19 protein-coding genes are annotated in these 20,845 nt (G+C 31.0%); 9 read left to right on the top strand and 10 right to left on the bottom strand.

Annotated elements, in window-relative coordinates; all coding sequences use genetic code 11:
* Window positions 1-19: 19 nt before the first annotated feature.
* Complete coding sequence (locus O9267_RS12750; RefSeq protein WP_298180175.1) at window positions 20-784, bottom strand: class I SAM-dependent methyltransferase; 765 nt, start codon at window positions 782-784, stop codon at window positions 20-22.
* A gap of 116 nt (window positions 785-900) precedes the next feature.
* Here O9267_RS12750 and O9267_RS12745 point away from each other — a divergent pair, with 116 nt between their 5' ends.
* From O9267_RS12745 to O9267_RS12735, 3 genes are all read left to right on the top strand, one after another.
* Window positions 901-2,067, top strand: coding sequence for a THUMP domain-containing protein (locus O9267_RS12745; RefSeq protein ID WP_298180174.1), 1,167 nt, complete (start codon window positions 901-903; stop codon window positions 2,065-2,067).
* A 127-nt stretch (window positions 2,068-2,194) separates the two neighbouring features.
* Window positions 2,195-2,425, top strand: coding sequence for a hypothetical protein (locus O9267_RS12740; RefSeq protein WP_298180172.1), 231 nt, complete (start codon window positions 2,195-2,197; stop codon window positions 2,423-2,425).
* A gap of 38 nt (window positions 2,426-2,463) precedes the next feature.
* Window positions 2,464-3,057, top strand: a complete 594-nt coding sequence (locus O9267_RS12735; protein WP_298180170.1) for a zeta toxin family protein — start codon at window positions 2,464-2,466, stop codon at window positions 3,055-3,057.
* 136 nt (window positions 3,058-3,193) lie between these two features.
* Here O9267_RS12735 and O9267_RS12730 read toward each other — a convergent pair whose 3' ends face one another.
* Genes O9267_RS12730 through rlmD form a run of 3 tightly spaced genes read right to left on the bottom strand, consistent with a single transcriptional unit; the run spans window position 3,194 to window position 5,914 of the window.
* Window positions 3,194-3,949, bottom strand: coding sequence for a DUF6048 family protein (locus tag O9267_RS12730; protein WP_298180168.1), 756 nt, complete (start codon window positions 3,947-3,949; stop codon window positions 3,194-3,196).
* Window positions 3,921-4,448, bottom strand: a complete 528-nt coding sequence (locus O9267_RS12725; protein ID WP_298180166.1) for a DUF6452 family protein — start codon at window positions 4,446-4,448, stop codon at window positions 3,921-3,923. The genes O9267_RS12730 and O9267_RS12725 overlap by 29 nt, the downstream gene beginning before the upstream one ends.
* 50 nt (window positions 4,449-4,498) lie before the next feature.
* Complete coding sequence (gene rlmD, locus O9267_RS12720; protein WP_298180165.1) at window positions 4,499-5,914, bottom strand: 23S rRNA (uracil(1939)-C(5))-methyltransferase RlmD; 1,416 nt, start codon at window positions 5,912-5,914, stop codon at window positions 4,499-4,501.
* Between the two features lie 216 nt (window positions 5,915-6,130).
* Here rlmD and tnpA point away from each other — a divergent pair, with 216 nt between their 5' ends.
* The 4 genes from tnpA (at window position 6,131) to rocD (ending at window position 9,573) form a co-directional block, all read left to right on the top strand.
* Entirely contained in the window at window positions 6,131-6,592 is a 462-nt protein-coding gene (tnpA, locus tag O9267_RS12715) for an IS200/IS605 family transposase (protein ID WP_298180163.1), read from the top strand.
* Between the two features lie 160 nt (window positions 6,593-6,752).
* On the top strand, window positions 6,753-7,301 hold the full coding sequence (locus O9267_RS12710) for a DUF1697 domain-containing protein (RefSeq protein WP_298180161.1): 549 nt from the start codon (window positions 6,753-6,755) through the stop codon (window positions 7,299-7,301).
* Between the two features lie 103 nt (window positions 7,302-7,404).
* Entirely contained in the window at window positions 7,405-8,106 is a 702-nt protein-coding gene (locus O9267_RS12705) for a DUF1003 domain-containing protein (protein WP_298180159.1), read from the top strand.
* A gap of 186 nt (window positions 8,107-8,292) precedes the next feature.
* Window positions 8,293-9,573: an ornithine--oxo-acid transaminase gene (gene rocD / locus O9267_RS12700; protein ID WP_298180157.1), complete on the top strand. Its 1,281-nt coding sequence runs from the start codon at window positions 8,293-8,295 to the stop codon at window positions 9,571-9,573.
* Between the two features lie 62 nt (window positions 9,574-9,635).
* Here rocD and O9267_RS12695 read toward each other — a convergent pair whose 3' ends face one another.
* Window positions 9,636-9,968, bottom strand: a complete 333-nt coding sequence (locus O9267_RS12695; protein WP_298180155.1) for a CCC motif membrane protein — start codon at window positions 9,966-9,968, stop codon at window positions 9,636-9,638.
* 16 nt (window positions 9,969-9,984) lie between these two features.
* A complete protein-coding gene (locus tag O9267_RS12690) occupies window positions 9,985-10,275 on the bottom strand; it encodes a DUF2752 domain-containing protein (RefSeq protein WP_298180153.1) in 291 nt (96 codons plus the stop codon).
* A 236-nt stretch (window positions 10,276-10,511) separates the two neighbouring features.
* Here O9267_RS12690 and O9267_RS12685 point away from each other — a divergent pair, with 236 nt between their 5' ends.
* Window positions 10,512-11,063, top strand: a complete 552-nt coding sequence (locus O9267_RS12685) for a Smr/MutS family protein (RefSeq protein ID WP_298180151.1) — start codon at window positions 10,512-10,514, stop codon at window positions 11,061-11,063.
* A gap of 568 nt (window positions 11,064-11,631) precedes the next feature.
* On the opposite strand, the gene O9267_RS12680 is transcribed toward O9267_RS12685, so the two are convergent.
* Window positions 11,632-12,606 (bottom strand): hypothetical protein, encoded by a 975-nt coding sequence (locus O9267_RS12680; RefSeq protein WP_298180149.1) that lies wholly within the window; start codon window positions 12,604-12,606, stop codon window positions 11,632-11,634.
* Window positions 12,607-12,815: 209 nt separating this feature from the next.
* Here O9267_RS12680 and O9267_RS12675 point away from each other — a divergent pair, with 209 nt between their 5' ends.
* Entirely contained in the window at window positions 12,816-13,937 is a 1,122-nt protein-coding gene (locus O9267_RS12675) for a cysteine desulfurase family protein (protein ID WP_298180147.1), read from the top strand.
* A gap of 3 nt (window positions 13,938-13,940) precedes the next feature.
* On the opposite strand, the gene O9267_RS12670 is transcribed toward O9267_RS12675, so the two are convergent.
* The 3 genes from O9267_RS12670 to O9267_RS12660 form a co-directional block, all read right to left on the bottom strand.
* Entirely contained in the window at window positions 13,941-16,082 is a 2,142-nt protein-coding gene (locus tag O9267_RS12670; RefSeq protein ID WP_298180146.1) for a PAS domain-containing hybrid sensor histidine kinase/response regulator, read from the bottom strand.
* 761 nt (window positions 16,083-16,843) lie between these two features.
* A complete protein-coding gene (locus tag O9267_RS12665) occupies window positions 16,844-19,246 on the bottom strand; it encodes an alpha-ketoacid dehydrogenase subunit alpha/beta (RefSeq protein WP_298180145.1) in 2,403 nt (800 codons plus the stop codon).
* A 180-nt stretch (window positions 19,247-19,426) separates the two neighbouring features.
* Window positions 19,427-20,632, bottom strand: coding sequence for a hypothetical protein (locus tag O9267_RS12660; RefSeq protein ID WP_298180143.1), 1,206 nt, complete (start codon window positions 20,630-20,632; stop codon window positions 19,427-19,429).
* Window positions 20,633-20,845: the final 213 nt, after the last annotated feature.

Below are 20,845 nucleotides of genomic sequence, written 5' to 3'. Positions count from 1 at the left end.
AGCGCAGTCGAAGTGCCAACTATTTAAAAATCATTATCAATCGCTCGCTATCTTTTTTCAAGAACTTTTTCAATTTATAGTCGCCAAAAGTATCCAATAAAAAGATGCCTGCTTCGTCCATCATTCTGGTAAAATCTTCTAAAGTGAAAGCCCTAACTTTTTCAACAAAATTGTAGTTTTCGCCTTTATCGGTAAAGTTAATTTCTTTATAAATATAACCATCAATATGATAGCGTTTTATATGAAAATCAATGCCTTCAACGTTTTTTGTTTCTTCTGGAATTAAATTTGCTAACACATGATTTACGTTCATAAAATCAATAACGGCAAAACCATATTCTGAAAGATTTTCTTTTATAGAAATCAATGTTTTCAAGTGATCAGCTTCATTTTCAAAATAACCAAAACTGGTAAAAAGATTGAAAATGGCGTCAAATTTAGCTTCTAAAGGCTCACGCATATCATGCACTTGAAAATGCAAAGTGTCGTTGGCGTTTTTGGATGCTTCTACAATGCTCTTTTCAGACAAATCAACTCCTAAAACATCATATCCTAATTGGTTCAAGTAGATAGAATGACGACCTTTTCCGCAAGCTAAATCTAATACTTTGGCATGTTCTGGCAAGTTTAGATAAAGCGTAAGATTGTCCATAAACAGTTGCGCTTCTCTATAATTTCTTTCTTTATATAGAATGTGATAATAAGTTGTATCAAACCAAGAAGCAAACCAGTTTTCAGATTTAGGATTTACGACTTGGGATTCAGGATTTACGATTTTTGACATTAATTCTTATGCATTACAATTTCTAACGTGCAAATTTAGTGTATTTTTGCAGAAGTTACCCAACATTGTGATTGATATTGATTTTTGATATTGCAATTGAATTATGATATTGAAAAATGGAAAATTTTAAAATGATTGCCAAGACCTTTTTTGGTTTTGAAGAAATATTGGCTAAAGAACTACAACTTTTAGGTGCACAAAATGTAGAAATAGGAACGCGTGCCGTTAGTTTTAAAGGCGACAAAGGTTTTATGTACAAATCTAATTTGGCGTTGCGAACTGCTTTAAAAATACTAAAACCGATTTATTATTTCAGAGCTAATAGCGATTTGAATTTATATAAAGGAATTCAAAGTATGGATTGGAGTAAATATTTAAACGCCAACCAAACGTTTGTAATTGATACCACTATACATTCAGATTATTTCAAGCATTCGCAATTTGTTTCACAAAAAGCAAAAGATGCGATTGTAGATCAATTTAGAGAAAGAACAGGTCAACGACCAAGTGTCGATAAAGATTATCCAGATTTACGCATTAATATTCATATTGATAGAGACCAAGTTTCGGTAGCGCTTGATACTTCTGGAGCTTCTTTACACCATCGTGGTTATCGAACTGCAACCAACATTGCGCCTATAAATGAAGTTTTGGCTGCTGGAATGGTTTTGCTTTCTGGTTGGGATGGAAATTCTGATTTTCTAGATCCAATGTGTGGTTCGGGAACAATTTTGGCAGAAGCAGCTATGATTGCTTGTAATATTCCAGCCAATATCAACCGAAAAGAGTTTGCTTTCGAAAAATGGAACGATTGGGATAACGATTTGTTTGACCAAATTGTAGAAAGTCTTTTGAAAAAAGTAAAAGAGTTTCATTATACCATAAAAGGATACGACAAAGCGCCAAGTGCTGTTAGCAAAGCAAAAGACAATATTAAAAACGCCAATCTTGATGATTATGTAACAATTGAACAACAAAATTTCTTTGATACCAAAAAAGAAACCGTTGGACCATTACACATGGTTTTTAATCCACCGTATGGAGAACGTTTGGATATAGATTTAGAGCGTTTTTACCGAGAAATGGGTGACACGATGAAACAAAATTATCCAGGAACCAACGCTTGGTTTATAACAGCCAACCTTGAAGCATTAAAATTTGTTGGACTAAAACCTTCCAGAAAAATAAAACTCTTCAACGGAAGTTTAGAAGCCAGATTAGTCAAATACGAAATGTACGAAGGAAGCAAAAGAACGAAGTTTCAGACAACAGAAGGCAATTAGCAGAAATTAGAATTTAGAAATTAGAATTTTCACCATCCAGTTTGTCATTTCGGAGGAATCTCATTCTATAAATAATTTTTACAAATACAATTCTACAATATACAATAATACATTATACAGAAAAAAAATGTCAAAAAAAACAAAAGCACTCGTTTATAATCTTATCGGATTTGCTATTATATTTTTTGCAGTTCGATTTGCAGTAGCCACTTTTACAACATTAACAGGATTATGGATTCCGTTAATAGCTTTTATTGTTGGAACAGTTTTGGCTCCAAAATTTCAAGCAGTCGCCACGAAAGACGGTGAAAAACTATTTATGAAATGGATTTTTGCAAAAGGAATAAAAGAAGTGTAAATAGCTAAAAATTAAATTAAATAGCTAAATTTGTATCTATGATTGAAAAAAATCTTTACATAATTGCAGGTTGTAATGGAGCAGGAAAAACAACGGCATCATTTACAATTCTTCCTGAAATTTTGGATTGTAAAGAGTTTGTAAATGCTGCTGAAATAGCTAAAGGACTTTCTCCTTTTCAACCTGAAAAAGTAGCTTTTGAAGCCGGTCGAATCATGTTAAATAGAATTAATGAGCTTTTTATTAGTAATGAAAGTTTTGCTTTTGAAACTACTTTGGCAACCAAAAGTTATAAAGGGAAAATAAGTAACGCAAAGACAAACGGATATAATACTACTTTGCTTTTCTTTTGGTTGAGAAATGTTGAATTAGCTAAAGAAAGAGTAAAAACAAGAGTAATTGAAGGTGGTCATAATATTGAGTCAAGAGTTATAGAGCGAAGGTACATCAAAGGAATAATTAATTTATTTGAAATTTATATACCGCTTGTAGATCAAGTTCTAATTTTTGATAATTCAGAAGGAAATCATTTTTTAATTGCTGAAAAATCAATAAGTGACGAGCTAAATATTATTGATTCTCAAAAATTTAATGAATTAAAAAACTATTATGACAACAGAAGCCAAAATTGAAAGACGTAATAAAATTATTAAAGGTCTTGAGTTAGCTTACGAAAAGATGGTTCAATTTAAAAAACAAAAAAATAGCGAAATTGTTATCATTCGCGAAAATAAAATTGTTTGGATTAAACCGTAATCTACAAATGTCCTATTTCTTAGGCTTTTCCTCAACCTTAACAGTTGATTTATATAACGGAATGAAGTACGAAACGGTGTAATTAAAACCTACACCAAAATCGCCACTATATTTTCTGTTGAAACCTGGAATGTAAAGGTTATCAAAACCATCAGGTGTTTTGTTAGTAAATAATCGGTTAATTCTAAAACTAAAACCTACATATATATTATTGATAACCTTTGTCTTCACACCAGCCACAACTTCTGCCCATTGTGCCGTTAATCCATTAAACTCTTCACCAGAAGGAACAGTTGGGCTATCATTAAAATAAGTGTTGCTTGTATAAATTTGGTAATTATTCAATTTTTGACTAAACGAACTCACACCATAACGCATTCCAACATAAATAGAATTCTCTAAATTCATCCAGTTTTGATGCATGTTATAATCAAAACCAACTTTAAAATAAGAACCTTTTGTGGTGAAGTTTAGGTAATCTTCCTGAACTGTTTTGTCTTCGTTACCCAATTCTCCAGCGATGTAATACTTTTTGGTTAATCTGTAATCACCAACTACCTCAATGCCTCGATAATCTTTTTCCCAAAAAGAACGAGATAATCTAAACAAGTCAACACCAACACGCAAGCCATAACGGTTCACTTTTACTGGAGCAACAGTGTCTTTTTTGGCAATTTCAGGTGTTTTTTTTGCAACTTCTTGTGCATTAGCTAACAATGAAAGCAGCACAAATAATAAACTAAAGTAGTATTTTAAGATGTACTTCATTTGGATTTTCAATGTTAGTTGTTAGTGCTTCATAATCTTTAATCCAGAAAAATTCTGGTATATCGCTGTCGGTTTTAATAACACCATTAGTTGGATTAAGTGTGAAAGTTGTTTTAAAACCACATGCTCTAGATACATAAACACTTTTGGTTTCGTAATTGAACTCTAAATTATCTGTGTTTTTAAATTCATCCGAACCGCTATTTATTGTTAACTTATATTTAGTTTTAGGTTCGTTAATTCGCAACGGAATTTTTACTTGATTACCATTAAAATAATATTTGGTTGTAGCAGTACCACCAGCATTAAAAATAATAGGTTCAGAAACACCTTCCGCTTGAATAGTCAAATTAGCAACACTTAACGCTACTGAAGGATTGTCTTCACTGTAAAAACCAATTACCAAAAGTGGAGTAGTAGCTGTATTCTCATCGCAAATATCATCTTTCTCACAACCTAAAAGTGAAAACAGAACCAATAACAAAAATATCTTTTTCATAAACTTAACTTCAAACTAAATAACTGAATACTGCGACTGAACACTGAAAACTATTTCTTCTCCAAAAGTACAACATTTTCCACATGATGCGTTTGCGGAAACATATCCACAGGTCGCACACGAGTAACTTTATACATTTCGTCCATCAAAGCCAAATCTCTTGCTTGCGTTGCAGAATTACAACTTACGTAAACAATTTTCGGAGCACCAGTTTTTAATAACATTTCCACAACATCTTTATGCATTCCGTCTCTTGGTGGATCGGTGATGATTACATCAGGCTTTCCGTGTTGCGAAATAAAATCGTCATTGAATACGTTTTTCATATCGCCAACATAAAACTCACAATTCGTAATTTCATTACGTTTGGCGTTTTCTTTAGCATCTGCAATCGCCTCTGGAACGGCTTCAACACCAATTACTTTTTTTGCTTTTTTAGAAACAAATTGTGCAATAGTTCCAGTTCCGGTATATAAATCATAAACTACTTCGTTTCCAGTTAAACCAGCGAAATCTCTTGTGATTTTATATAATTCATACGCTTGGTCAGAATTGGTTTGGTAGAATGATTTAGCGTTGATACTAAATTTCAAACCTTCCATTTCTTCCAAAATGTAATCTCTTCCTTTGTATAGTTTGATGTCTTGGTCGTAAAGTGTGTCGTTAGCTTTGCTATTGATTACATATTGCAACGAAGTAATTTGTGGGAATTTCTCGTGAATAAAATCCATCATCAACTCACGACTGGCTTTGTCATTTTCAAAAAATTGAATCAAAACCATAATTTCGCCAGTTGAAGCGGTTCTAATCATTAACGTTCGTAACAAACCTTCTTGATTTCTTGCATTGAAGAACGTCATTCCGTTTTTATCGGCAAATTCTTTTATCGAATTTCTAATATCGTTCGATGGATCTTCTTGCAACCAACATTTTTCAATGTCTAGAATTTTGTCCCACATTTTCGGAACGTGAAAACCTAAAGCATTTTTCTTGCTCAAATTTTCCTCACTCGATTGAATTTGACTTTCGGTCAACCAACGCGTGTCTGAAAATCCGAATTCCATTTTGTTTCTGTAGAAAAATTGTTTTTCCGAACCTAAAATGGGTTCAAATTCAGGTAAATCGATTTTTCCAATGCGTTTTAGGTTATTGAAGACTTCGTTATTTTTGTAAAACAATTGTTGTTCATACTTCATGTTTTGCCATTTGCAACCGCCACAAGCACCAAAATGCTCACAAACTGGTTCGATACGATTTTCTGAAAAGGAGTGAAATTTTATTGCTTTTCCTTCAAAATAAGATTTACGTTTCTTGAACGTTTGCACATCCACCACATCGCCCGGCACAACGTTAGGTATAAATATTACTTGTCCTTCAGGAGCTTTGGCTACCGAAACACCTTTGGCACCAGCATCAAGCACGGTAACGTTTTCAAATATAATTCTGTCTGTCTTCTTTTTTCCCATGAGGCAAAAATAATGTATTGGTTTGTTTTTTGGATTGGGTTTAGGAAAATTTTATTTATTTTATGTTTTTATGATAGTTAGTTTCATGATTAATATCTAAAATTTAAAACAACAATGTATTTTTTTTAATTTAGCAATTCAATAAATCCCGTTAGGGATTAAATTCTGGTAAAAAAATTCAAGAGTAGACAAAGTCCCGTAGGGACGATATTAAATATGGCAAATACCTACACACAAATTCACATTCAATTTGTTTTCGCAGTAAAATATCGAAACGGACTAATTCACGCATCGTTCAAAGAGGAGTTATATCAATATATTTCAGGTATTATTAAAGCAAATAATCATAAATTATTAGCTATTAACGGAATGCCTGATCATTTGCATATTTTTATTGGCATGCGACCAACACAATCAATTTCTGATTTATTACAAGATATTAAAGGCAGTTCTTCCAAATGGATAAATGAAAAGAAGTTTTTAAAAGTAAAATTTGAATGGCAAGAAGGATATGGAGCTTTTTCTTATTCTAAATCACATGTTGAAAATGTTATAGAATATATTCAAAATCAAGAGAATCATCATAAAAAAGAATCATTTAGAGACGAATATCTGAAATTTTTGAAAGTATTCGAAATAGAATTCGATGAACGTTATATTTTTAAAGAGCCAATTTAAATATCATCCCTACGGGATTTTTTCTTGAGGAAGTTATTTTCGTTACCCAAATTTTATCCCTACGGGATTAATAAAATGTAATTGATAAGAACTTGTAGTTTGCTTTCTGTAATTTTGCAATTATTCCATATGGGTTAATAATATTGATAATTTTGTAACTATGACTAAACACCTAGCACTACTTCGCGGCATCAACGTCTCAGGACACAACATGATAAAAATGGAAGCATTAAAAACTACGTTAGAAGCCATTGGGTTTACTAATGTGGTTACTTACATACAATCAGGCAATGTGTTTGTTGAAACAGATGAAGAAATACCTGTTACGGTAGGATTTACCATCAAACAAGAGATTTACAAAAGTTTTGGACACGAAGTTCCAGTAATTGTAATTGGCAAAAATGATTTGGAGTTGTGTTTTAAAAACAATCCGTTTCTAAAGCAAAAAGAAGTTGATACCAAGAAATTATATGTAGCTTTCATTTCAAAAGAATTGCCAAGTTCTGCCATAAACGAACTAAAAATAAGCCAATTCAAACCCGACGAAGCAGTAATAGACGGCAACAGAATCTTCATAAAATACGATATCGGCGCAGGAAAAACCCGATTAGACCAAAAATACATAGAGAAAAAACTAAACGTAACCGCAACTATGCGAAATTGGAATACTGTAAACAAGTTGCTTGAAATGTTTGAAGAGGAAGTTTAATAGTTTAAAGGTTTAAAGTTGTTTAATTTGGTTTAACTTTGTAATTAAGGATTTCTTAGTTAACTCTTAAACTTTTAAACCTTTAAACTTATAAACCCTTCAAATGAACTCAAAAGTCACATTCAAATCAGCTATTTCAGGAGTAGAATTTTTAGAGAAAGAAAAAGTATCGGGAAAATCGATTCGTATTCCAATTCTGAATCTTATCATAGAAGAATATCCAACTTTTGATGTCAATCAGTATATTTCTGATAGCGAATTAAATATTTACCGTGAAAAATATATTTCCAAATTTTTGGAAACTGAAGTTGGCGAGTTAAATGATTTACATAAAAATATTATAGAATCGCTTTCTGATGATAAATCCTTTGTAAACAAAATTGAAGATGAGGTTGACAACAGAACTTTCGGACAAGTAATTGCCGATAAAGTAGCGTCATTCGGAGGAAGTTGGACGTTTATCATTTCGTTTTTCGTCTTTATCACCATTTGGATTGGTTCTAACGTTTTTTTACTACTCAACAAAGGTTTTGATCCATACCCATTTATTTTACTCAATTTGATTTTATCATGTATTGCTGCATTACAAGCTCCTGTCATCATGATGAGCCAAAACCGTCAAGAAGAAAAAGACCGCGAAAGAGCCAAAAAAGATTATATGATTAACCTAAAATCAGAGTTAGAAATCAGAATGCTCGATGAAAAATTAGATCATTTAATCATGCATCAACAACAAGAATTGATAGAGATTCAAAAAGTGCAAATAGAAATGATGAATGATATTTTAGAAAGAATTAAAAAATAGTTTAGTTTGTTTAAATTTGTTTAATTTGGTTTAAAGTTGTTTGTTAGTAACAATATTAAACTCTTAAACATCTAAACTTTTAAACTAAAATTTTACCTTTGTAAAATTATGGATGATTTCTCTCCACAAGAAGGAATTGATATTTTAAAATAGCCCATGACGAGTTTGGGTAAAAAAGAAAAAATTATGTCAGTTTTAGAAAAAATGAGTTCAGTAGATGCTATTGCATTAGAAGATAAATACGGAGCTCACAATTATCATCCACTACCAGTTGTTTTGAGTAGGGGTGAAGGTGTTTATGTTTGGGATGTTGAAGGAAAAAGATATTACGATTTTCTTTCGGCTTATTCTGCAGTAAATCAAGGACATTGTCATCCAAAAATTATTGGAGCAATGGTTAATCAAGCGCAGACATTAACATTGACTTCTCGTGCTTTTTACAACGATAAATTAGGTGTTTACGAAGAATATATCACAAAATATTTCGGATTTGATAAAGTGCTTCCAATGAATACTGGCGCAGAAGCGGTAGAAACAGCTTTAAAACTTTGTAGAAAATGGGCGTATGAGAAAAAAGGAATTAATGAAAACGAAGCACAAATAATCGTTTGTGACGGAAATTTCCACGGAAGAACAACTACCATTATTTCTTTTTCAAATGATGAAAATGCTAGAAAGAATTTTGGACCTTATACAGCAGGATTTATCAAAATTCCTTACGACGACATAGATGCATTGGAAAACGCACTTAAATCGTCTAAAAACATAGCTGGCTTCCTTGTTGAACCTATTCAAGGTGAAGCAGGAGTTTATACACCAGCAGAAGATTATTTGGTAAAAGCTAAAGCACTTTGTGCAGCCAACAACGTTTTGTTTATTGCTGATGAGGTTCAAACCGGAATTGCAAGAACAGGTTCAATATTGGCAGTTTGCGGTAATTGCACTTGTGAAAATGCTTGCGAAAAACAAGTAACTTATGTTACTCCAGATATTTTAATTCTTGGTAAAGCTTTGTCAGGTGGTGCCTATCCTGTTTCAGCAGTATTGGCTAATGATCATATTATGAATGTTATCAAACCAGGTCAACATGGTTCAACTTTTGGAGGCAATCCTATTGCAGGTGCGGTTGCTATTGCTGCTTTAGAAGTAGTTGAGGAAGAAAATTTAGCTCAAAACGCCAGAAGATTAGGTAAAATATTCAGAGAAAAACTAAACGAGTACATCCAAACCTCAACTATTGCAACTTTAGTTCGTGGAAAAGGTTTGCTAAACGCAGTTGTAATCAACGATACCGAAGAAAGCGATACAGCATGGAATATTTGCCTTGCTTTGAGAGATAATGGTTTGTTGGCTAAACCAACCCACGGCAACATTATTCGTTTCGCTCCGCCGTTGGTAATGAACGATGAGCAATTGTTAGATTGTGTTTCGATTATTATAAATACGCTGAAACAATTTGAAAAATAAAATTTCAATTTCATAGATAAAAAAATCTGCTTTATTCGAGCAGATTTTTTTTGTTTTAATGACTAGCGATGTTCTTCAATATATTCTTTTTTGGCTTCAATGTTTTTATTGAACGAATCTAAGTTTTCAAAACCGATTACTGTATAAACATAAATTACAAAGACTAAATAAAAGATATTTATAAAAATTCCTATTCCAGTCAAAACTCTTCCAATTAACAAAGTTTGATAATTATCATAACGTTTAGGATTTTCATGGTAAAGTTTTAAGTCACCTTTAGAAATATAAATTGCAGCAACAGCGAAAATTAATCCAACTAGAAGCCAACATGTCATAATTGAAAGTAATGCCAAGATTAAGACAGTAGTTGCGTTTGGCAATTTTTGATTTTCCATGATTTGATTTAAAAAATTAATAGCAATAGTTTGAAGTTTTGAAAAAATAAGAGACAACCATTATGATGGCATTTGCAATAGCAAGTCCAATTACAATTTTAGAATAGTTTCTAGATTTGTGAAAAAGATGCAAAGCCAAAAAAACAAAAAACAAAATCGTGGTATAAATAGCAGGATACATTTGAAACGCTTTTGCAAATTCTCCTTGGGAAATTAAAACCAAAGATCGTTGTGCACCACAACCCAAACATTCCACTCCAAAAAGTTTTTTGCTCAGACACGGAATCATATATTTTTCTAAATCCAAAATGGGTGTTTTTTTGAATTACAATTTTACGAAAAAATAATATTCATTGTCGAATAAACTTTTTATAATTTTAAGTTTCCTACTTTTGAATTTTAAAAAAAATAGGAGAGACGTTTTTTGAATAAACTATTTTTTTGAAATGAAAATTTGAAATCGATTTTAATAATTTTTTTGTTTAAAATGAATTCAAATTTTGATAAAAAATAGCTTTTTAATTTTAATAAAATTACAGTAAAATGATAAGTAGAGGAGACAAAGTTTCGGTGCTAGATGAAGCAGTTGACGGAGTAGTGATTTCGGTTGATAAAGATCAAGTAACGATAGAAACTAGCGACGGATTCGTGATGACATATTTTGTCAATGAGTTAATTAAAATAAACAATTCCAGTAATTTAGAGCAATCAATTAGAAGTTTTGATTCAACTAAAATAAAAAAGGAAAAAGAAGAGCCAAAATCTCGAAGTTTTGAAAAAGAAAAGAAAATTAAAGGTGAAATCCCACCACCAGAATTTGATTTGCACATTGAAAAATTGGTTAAAAATTTTAGAGGAATGAGCAATTATGACATCCTAACTTTGCAAACAGAAACGGCAAAAAGACACATCGAATTTGCCATCAGAAATCGCATTCCGAAGATTGTTTTTATACATGGTGTTGGTGAAGGAATTCTAAAATCGGAACTCGATTTTATGTTAGGACGTTATCCAAATATCGATTTTAAAGAAGCCAATTTTCAAAAATACGGACAAGGCGCAACCGAAGTTTACATCAAGCAAAATGTAAAATAGAGTTTTTTTAAAGCAATTTTTCAGCTAAAATTTTTAAAATTTGAGTCAATATTTTTGCAAAAAACGACTTAGTTTCGACTTGTTTTAGATGCTGTTTTTCGATTAAAAATAGACTCTTAAAATGATTTTTAAAGTAAAAATTTGAAGTAAAAAAGATTATTTTTTTGTTTGAAAAAGGCAAAAAAACAATTGACTTTCATCAAATTTAAACCGGAATAATGCAAAAAAAATGGGTTTATGAATTATGTTTTAGTTCATGTTTCAACTGAAATTATTAAAAAGTGGAGCAATAATTTTGCAAAAAATGACTCAGTTTCGACTTGTTTTAGATGCTATTTTTTGATTAATATTTAGCTCTTAAAATGATTTTTAAAGTAAAAAATGAAGTAAAAAATGTAAAAAAAACAATTGATTTTCATCAAATTTCAATCAAAATAAATTAAGTAATAGATGTTTTGAGCTATCTTTTTTTATTTAAAAAAAACCTTTTATTTGTAAAAATTTGACAAAAGAAAACCCATCAAAAATGAATTGATGGGTTTGTTTTTTTATAAATAAGATAATTGATTTAATTGAGGAAACTACCAAAAAGGAAGGTGTCACCTAATGAAAAACTGCTTAAATCTTTTTCTAAAGTAATTTTTTTCAGGGTTACGGTATGTTTATAAGTGCCACCGCCAGCAGATATAGTTACAACTTCTACAATGCCCGAAACACCAATTTCTCCATTTTTAGCCTTCCAAATTTCGCTAATTGTTGGCAATGTTGCTGTGCAAAAATCAATATTTGTTACTGCAGATTCATATAAATTATAAGTCAAAGTATTTGAACTATTTAGTGTGATTTTTCTCGGACTATCTACTGCTGTAGGGCTGTTTTGTATTAGATTTTCAAAATCAGTTTGTATCAATTTTAATCGCATTTCGCCTTTTCCAGACACATTATACAGGCTGTAGTCATTAGCACAAGTGCTCTTTGTTAATTTATCTTCGGTAAAAGTAAGCGGTAGTGCTTCAACAGCAGTATCATAATTACCAAATAAAAATTCTTCATATTGTATTTGCGAACCATCAGGTTTTTGGAATGTCACATCTTTAAAAATTATAGAATGTCTATATGCTGTAACTCTAGTAGCATTATCAGATGTTGGAGTGCTTAGAACAAAATCAGTCGTAATTTCCGCTGTTCCATTTAATGCTACCCATTCTTCAGTAACTTGTGGGTTTGCAGCCAAAATCGTTCCGCAAATTGAATTATCTGCAACTGTACCACTGTAATTTCTGTAAATAAAGCGATTAGTAGTATTGTTTATTACTATTGTTTTTACATTGGTAGAAACTTTATTAATAAATACACGATTGAAATCAGTTTCTGAAAATTTAGCAAGTAGTGCTTGATTGCCACTAAACTTGTATAAAATTCCAGTTTCAATGCAATACTTTGGTTGAACATCAGTCAAATCAATATTTTCTATAATAATATCTCCATCATCACAAGCGTTTACAAGTAGTAGTAATGCGAACAAACCTATTATTTTTTTCATAAATTTATATTTTATTGGATAATTCAAAGTTTAATAATCCAAAATCTAGTGGAAGCAAAAGTAAAATTTTAATTTACATTAGCCAATCAATTTGTATTCCATTAACACAATGAAATTTGTAACTTTGCAACTTCAAAATTGATAAGTTATTTAAAAGCCAATTTAAATAGAAATTTCGCTTAGTTTTTAGAGCGAAAAAAGTAGTTGATATGAAAAAAATATACCTAGATAACGCCGCTACAACATCTCTTCGTCAAGAAGTTATAGATGAGATGATAACAGTTTTGCAAAATGATTTTGGAAATCCATCTTCAACACATAGTTATGGTCGAAGTGCCAAAACTGCTCTTGAAACTTCAAGAAAATCGATTGCAAAAATGTTAGGATGCGCAGCGCAAGAGCTAATTTTTACTTCAAACGCTACTGAAGCATCTAATTGGATACTAAAAAGCGCCGTTAGAGATTTGAAAATAGAGAGAATTATTACTAGCAAAATAGAGCATCATGCTACCTTATACACCGTAAAACATTTGCAAAAAATGTACGGAATTGAAGTCGATTTTGTAAACATTCTACCAAGCGGACAAATTGATATTACAAATTTAGTCGAATTACTTTCTAAAAAAGGCAAGACTTTAGTAACATTAATGCACGTTAATAACGAAATCGGAACCGTTTTAGATATTGAAAAAGTAGGGCGTATTTGCGAGCAACATCATACTTTATTTCATTGTGACACTGTGCAATCTGTTGGAAAAACCGAACTCAATTTGCACGAGCTTCCAGTTGATTTTATTGTCGCAAGTGCTCATAAATTTCATGGACCAAAAGGTGCTGGTTTTGCTTATGTAAAGAAAACAAACGTTTTGCAACCAATGCTTTATGGCGGCGAACAAGAAAAAGGACTTCGTGCTGGTACAGAAGCCGTGCATCAAGTTGTTGGTATGGCAAAAGCATTAGAATTAGGTTATCAAAATCTTACTGAGGAACGTAACTATATTTCAGATTTGAAAGCATATTGCATTGAACGTTTAAAAGCAAATTTTCCTGAAATAAAAGTGAACGGAGAAGCTACTTTTTACAATATTCTGAATGTTTTATTACCATTTTCAGAAGAAAAAACGGCTATGATTTTATTCAATTTGGATATGAAAGGAATTGCTGTTTCTCGAGGTAGCGCATGCCAAAGCGGAAGTGTAAAGCCTTCTCATGTTTTAGCTAAAATTTTATCCGAAGAAGAATTAAAAAAACCTAGTTTGCGAATTTCTTTCAGTCATTATAATACCAAAAGTGATATTGATGAATTGGTTGAAGGATTAAAAGGAATTTAAAATTTAATTTTTGTAATATTTATCTAAAAGTTGAATTAAGCTGTCCTTTCTGATTGGTTTGGTTAAGTAAGATTCAAATCCGAATTCTTTTGCCTTTTCTACTTCTTGCGGTAACGCATAAGCTGATATTGCTATAATTGGTAATTGAGGATTTTTCTCTTTTAATTTTTTTGTTGTTTCATAACCATTCATAATTGGCATTTTTAAATCCATAAGAACCATTGAAATACCAGGGTTTTGCTGGTGTATTTCAATTGCTTCTTTACCGTTCCAAGCGTGTAATAGAGTTATGTTTAAATCAGAGAATAATTTGTCAATAAATAGAAAATTAAACGAATCGTCTTCGACAATTAAGATAATTGGTTTTTCAATTTTTACAGCAGAAGTATTAGTTGTTTTAACTTCTTTTTCAATAATACTGTCTTCAAAAGGAATGGTAAAATAGAATGTTGCGCCTTTTCCTTCATCAGAATCAAGCCAAATATTTCCGCCTATTAATTTGATAAATTCTTTTGAAATTGCCAATCCTAAACCAGTTCCGCCATAATTTTCATTAATAGTCACATCAGATTGAAGAAAATGTTCAAAAATTCTTTCGTGTAATTTAGGGCTAATTCCAATTCCAGTGTCTTTTACATAAAATTCTATGAAATTATTTTTTACAGAATAACCTAGCTCTACCGAACCAGATTTAGTAAACTTAAACGCATTAGAAAGCAAGTTTATCAATACTTGGCGAATTTTTATTTCATCAGAATAAATGTAAAAATCCTCAATCAAATTGTTTTCAATTTTGAATTGTATATCTTTTTCTAGAGCTTTTTTTAAGAAAATAGATTGAAGTTCTTTAATAACATAATTAACATTTACATTTGATAATGTAACTTGAATTTGTTTCAATTCTAAAATAGAAATTGTTAGCAAATCGTTAACGACTGACAGCAGTTGACCACTACTATTGGTGATGATTTCATTATATCTTCGCATATTTTTTGGAGAAGTTTTTGGATCACATAATAATTCAGAAAATCCAATGATAGCATTCATAGGAGTTCTAATTTCGTGTGAAATATTTTGAAGAAAAACTGATTTTAGTCTATCACTTTCTTCGGCTTTTTCTTTGGCTTTTATAAGCTCATCTTGGGCTATTTTATTTTCTGTAATGTCTCTTGCAGCAACAACTGAACCAACAATAGTATTATTTTTATCTCTAATAGGGGCAAAGCTATAACTGCCAACCCATATTTCTCCTGTATCTTTTCTTTTTATAGTATATTCATCACTTATAGCTTTTTCACCATTTAGAGCTCTTGAAACGGGTCTTTGATCTAGTTTAGCTATTTCTCCGTTAGGTAAATAAACCTCAAATAATTCAGGATATTCTTTATGATTTTTTGGACAACATTCCTTGTTTTCAAATTTGTGAAAAGTTACAAATGCTTCGTTGAAATTTATTAGACGACCTTCAATATCTGAAATAAATACGGCGTCAGTCATGCTTTCTAGAGCTACTTCAAGTTTGGTCTTACTTTCATGAATTTCGATTTCAGACTTTATGCGATCTGTAATGTCTCGTACTATCGATAGATTACCAATCCAATTTCCTTTTGTATCTAATAATTTTGCGCTGAATGACTCGCCAGGAAAGACTCTATTATTATTGTCTTTATAATTTATAACATAGCTCGTTTTAACATTTTCTGAACCTACATCAAAGACAAGTTTCCCAGCTCGTTGATAATCATTTTCATCAGCATAAAATTTTTGGGTTGAAATATTGTTTAGCTTCCCTTCAAATGCGAATGTTTTTTTGGCTGCATTATTAGCCATTATGATTTCCCTTTTGGTATTAGTTATTACTACGCTATCAGTTATAGTATTAAACATTGTTTCAAAAAGTAATTGTTGATCTTTTAGTTTTTGAATATGATGTTTAATTAATAGATATAAAAGAAATGTTGTAACAGTTATATAAAAGACACCTTTATATGTTTGAAAATGTATTAGTAATTCAACATTTGAAATGACAGAATTTAGAACTTTATCAGAAAATAAAATCCATATTATCCCTGATAAAAAATAATAAAAAGCAATTTTATACTCAATTTTAATTGATTTTATATAATTTATAAACTGACCTTTCATAAACATTGAAATTATTTATTGATTAAATAGTTAGGAGAATAAGTCTCAAACTTAGTTGTGTGTTCTTTTCAAGAAAAGTTTTTTGCTTATCTTCAAGTCCAGATATTGTTATTTTAATAATGTTTTCCTTTTTTGAATGTTTTTTTGTTTAGTAAATCAAATTCTACACTCAAAAAATTACGGTAAACATCTGAATTTACATTGCTTACATAATTTTTCTGCAGAATTACTTTGTTTCTAAATATAGTAAAAATTTTTTATTATTAAAATATATTTTCTTTTTGTAGATAGTAAAATTAAATAGATAATAGGTTAAAAGAGATTTTCATTATCAACTGACAAACCTTTTTTTATGAAAACTATAATCAAATAAAAAGCTAAGATAATATGTATAAGAGTAAAAAAAAAATATGTAAATGCAGAAGGAAATCTTATTAATGCTATTATGGGTAAAGCTATAAAACCAAAAAGTATTGACTTTTGTTTAGTGTCAAAACTATTTTCCAAGTTGATTTTTTTTTCATTTTGATTGCTGTTTAAATGTTTGTGTATAAATTGTAACTGATTGAAAATTAAAAAAGATTCAACAAGTTAAAAAAACAAATTTATAGCAAGTAATTATAAAAAAAAAATCCCCATTATAGGGGATATTTTTTATAAGAAAAACAAGTTAGTGAAAAATGTAAAATAATAACATACAGTTATGTAGAGTGTTTTTTTGTGGAATATAATTAAATTTCTGTTTTTAAGAAAAAACCTAGTTAATACAAACTCGGGTATTTACTTGGATTGCTTTCGTGCATCATTTCATATATTTTCTCGTAAATATCCTCTGTTGATGGTTTTGAGAAATAATCGCCATCGGTTCCGTAAGCTGGTCGATGTGGCTTTGATGTTAACGTTTGTGGTTTGCTATCTAAATAATCGTAAGCGTTTTGTTCATCTATTATTTGTTGCATAATATAGGCAGAAGCTCCACCTGGAACATCTTCATCAATAATCAATAAACGACTTGTTTTTTTAACGCTTTTTAGAATTCCTTTTTCAATATCAAAAGGCAGTAATGATTGAATATCAATAATTTCGCAATCTATTCCTATTTCTAACAATTCTTTTGCGGCTTGTTCTACCAAACGCAATGTTGAACCATAAGAAACCAAAGTAATGTCTGTTCCTTGTTTGATAGTTTCAACAATTCCAATTGGTGTTTTGAATTCGGCTAGATTGGTCGGCATTTTTTCTTTTAATCGATACCCATTTAAGCATTCAACTATTAAGGCTGGTTCGTCGGTTTGCAATAAAGTATTGTAAAATCCTGCAGCTTTAGTCATATTTCTTGGTACCAAAACGTGAATTCCACGAACTGCATTGATAATCATTCCCATTGGTGAACCTGAATGCCAAACACCTTCTAAACGATGTCCGCGAGTACGGATAATTAACGGTGCTTTTTGTTTGCCGCTAGTTCGGTATTGTAAAGTTGCCAAATCATCGCTCATAATTTGAATAGCATACAACAAATAATCAAGGTATTGAATTTCTGCAATTGGTCGCAAACCACGCATAGCCATTCCGATTCCTTGACCTAAAATGGTGGCTTCACGAATACCAACATCGGCAACTCGAAGTTCTCCATATTTTTCTTGCATGCCTTCTAATCCTTGGTTTACATCACCAATATTTCCTGCATCTTCACCAAAAACTAAAACTTCAGGATATTTTGTAAACAATGTATCGAAATTGTCACGCAAAATCAATCGAGCATCAACATCTTCGGCAGTTTCATCATAAATTGGCAAAACTTCTTTTATGCTGTGAATATTTTGAGAAGAAGTTGAAAATAAATTTCCGCTAAATTTAGGCTGAATTTTTCTGGTATATTTTTGAATCCAATCAGCTAAAACTACACGATTATTTTCTTTGATAATCATTCTCAAAACCTTACGAGCTGTAGAAAGAATTTCTTTGCGAATTGGTTCTTTTATAGTAGCTAAATCAGATGCAATTTTATCAATAAAAACTTTGTTGTCACTTGTGCTTGCTATTGTTGTTAGTAATGAAACTAATTCGGCTTGTTCAGTTTTAGTTGGTTCTACAAATGCTAACCAAGCAGCTTTTTTACCTTCTAATACTTCCGCTCTTGATTGTGACTCGGTTGCTAAAAGTTCTTCTTCAGTTGCCAAACTGTTTTCCAACAACCAAATTCTCATTTGAGCAACACAATCATATTTGGTTTCCCATGCCAAACGTTCTTCATTTTTGTAACGTTCGTGTGAACCAGAAGTTGAATGTCCTTGCGGTTGCGTCAATTCTTGCACGTGAATTAAAACTGGAACGTGTTCTTCTCGTGCAATTGCACTTGCCTTTTCGTAAGTAGCTACCAATTCGGCATAATCCCAACCTTTTACTCTCAAGATTTCAAATCCGTTATTGTTTTTATCACGTTGAAATCCTTTCAGAATTTCAGAAATATTTTCTTTAGTGGTTTGATGGCGCGCATGAACCGAAATTCCGTATTCGTCATCCCAAACACTCATTACCATTGGCACTTGTAAAACACCAGCAGCATTGATAGTTTCAAAAAACAAACCTTCTGATGTAGAAGCATTTCCAATTGTTCCCCAAGCTACTTCATTTCCTTTATCGGAAAAATTGGTTGTGTCAATTCCTGCAACATTTCTGTAGATTTTAGATGCTTGCGCTAAACCTAGCAAACGTGGCATTTGACCAGCAGTTGGAGAAATATCTGAGCTTGAATTTTTTTGTTTTGTTAAGTTTTTCCAGTGACCATTTTCATCTAATGAATGCGTTGCAAAGTGTCCACCCATTTGTCTTCCAGCCGACATTGGATCATGGTTGATATCGGTATGTCCATATAAACCTGCAAAAAATTGCTGAATTGTCAATTCGCCAATAGCCATCATAAACGTTTGATCACGGTAATAACCAGAACGGAAATCACCATTTTGAAACGCTTTGGCCATAGCCAATTGTGGAACTTCTTTTCCGTCACCAAAAATTCCGAATTTAGCTTTTCCCGTTAGCACTTCTTTTCTTCCAAGAAGGCTACATTCTCTGCTAATAGTGGCAATTTTATAATCTTTAAGCACTTCATTTTTAAAATCTTCAAATGTAAGTACTGTTGTGGTTTCTGCTTGATTCATAAATGAAAAGTATTTCTTTGGGAAACAAATTTAATTAAAAACTTAGTAATTATTGCATACTTTCAAAAAATAAATAATTGAATTTTTAATAGATAATAGTTCTTTTAGCTGAAATGAATTATAAAATGTTTAGTGAAATTGAAATAAAATAAGATTTACCGCAATTTTAAGGGTTAAAAACTAAAACCATTTTCTGGTAAAAAGGTTTAAAAGTGTTTTTGGGCTTATAGTTATTATGAAACGAATTTTTTCGTCATAATGAGGTTGTGCGATTTCCCAACCATTATTAGAATAGATAGGTAAATAAAGTTCAAAAAAATCTTGAACGAAATTCAATCGAAGTCCGTTATCGTATATAAATTCAGGGGAAATGGATTTGTTTTTGGCAAGGCCGATGTCGCCATATAGTTCAATCCAATTCCAAATAGTAAAACTTGCATTTGTTGCAACGAGCCATTTATTAGCATTTGTTGGTATTATTTTAGATTTAAATCCTCCATCTGCTACAACATACTGTTGACTAAAAAGTCCTGAACTTTCAGATCTTCCTAGTAAGTTTTGCTCAAAAAGATAATCATTTGGTCCACTTATCCCGAAACTGTATGCGTCAGTTTTTGTTTTATTAGTGATAAAACTTCCAGCGTAAAGTCGTAAACTTAGCTGACGGTTATCATCATATAATTTTCTATAAAATATTGACCCTGAAATTTTGCTAAATCCATTTGAGTATTGAAAATCAGTGCCATAGCTAAATAGAGAAGTTATTTCGTTTGTAAAATTGAAATATCTTAAATTGAAAATAGAGTAATTATCTTCTTTTTCTTGAAGTAGAAAATTTGATTTTTCTTTATTAATTATATTATATCTCGCTGAAATTCCTGATTTGTGATTATTTCTAAAATCTGGGTCTCTAAAAGTCATTGAAATAGTTGGATTCAATTTGAAATAAGTAGCATCTGGTGCATAATGAAAACGAGAACCACTCATAAAATATTTCATATTGAAGAGTTTTCCTTCTCTATAATCTTTATTAATTCCAAAACTAAAACTTCCTGAAAGCGATTCAGACTTGGTAGCATACATTGGGTTTACATCTAAAACAAAAGGTTTTTCAAGAATTGTTTTAGTATGAAAACGCAATCCTAACATTGCTCCATCGTATAAATTATATTCAAAAGATGGAACATATAAAATTTGGTTGTAATAAGGATTTTCCAAGTCTTTCATGAAAGCAAATTTCAAAGGACGATTTAAACCTAAGCATTTAAGTGATTTCCAGTTGTTTCTCAAATTATTTTCGGGAACTTCATTTTTATAATTGATAACAATTTTGTCATAATCAGTTCTAGGAACGGTAAATGTGCTGTCGGTTTTGATGTTTTCCAACCATTTTTTGAAGAGAACTTGTTTGTTTTTTATCCCGAAAACCGGAATTGGAACTGTTGTTATCTTGTTGTTTTTTATAGTAAAATTTAAACTATCTTTTTCTTTGATAATTTTACCAAATTTATAATCAATCTATTCTCTTGAGTCTATTATAGTTTTGAATAACCAATCAGGATGTTTATTTGTTTTTGAGTTTAATTTGGTGGCTCCTTC

It is taken from the genome of Flavobacterium sp. (assembly GCF_027531705.1).
In the GTDB taxonomy this organism is placed as follows: Bacteria; Bacteroidota; Bacteroidia; order Flavobacteriales; family Flavobacteriaceae; genus Flavobacterium.
Note: the sequence above shows the minus strand (reverse complement) of the source record. Positions and strands in the feature narration are given on the sequence as shown.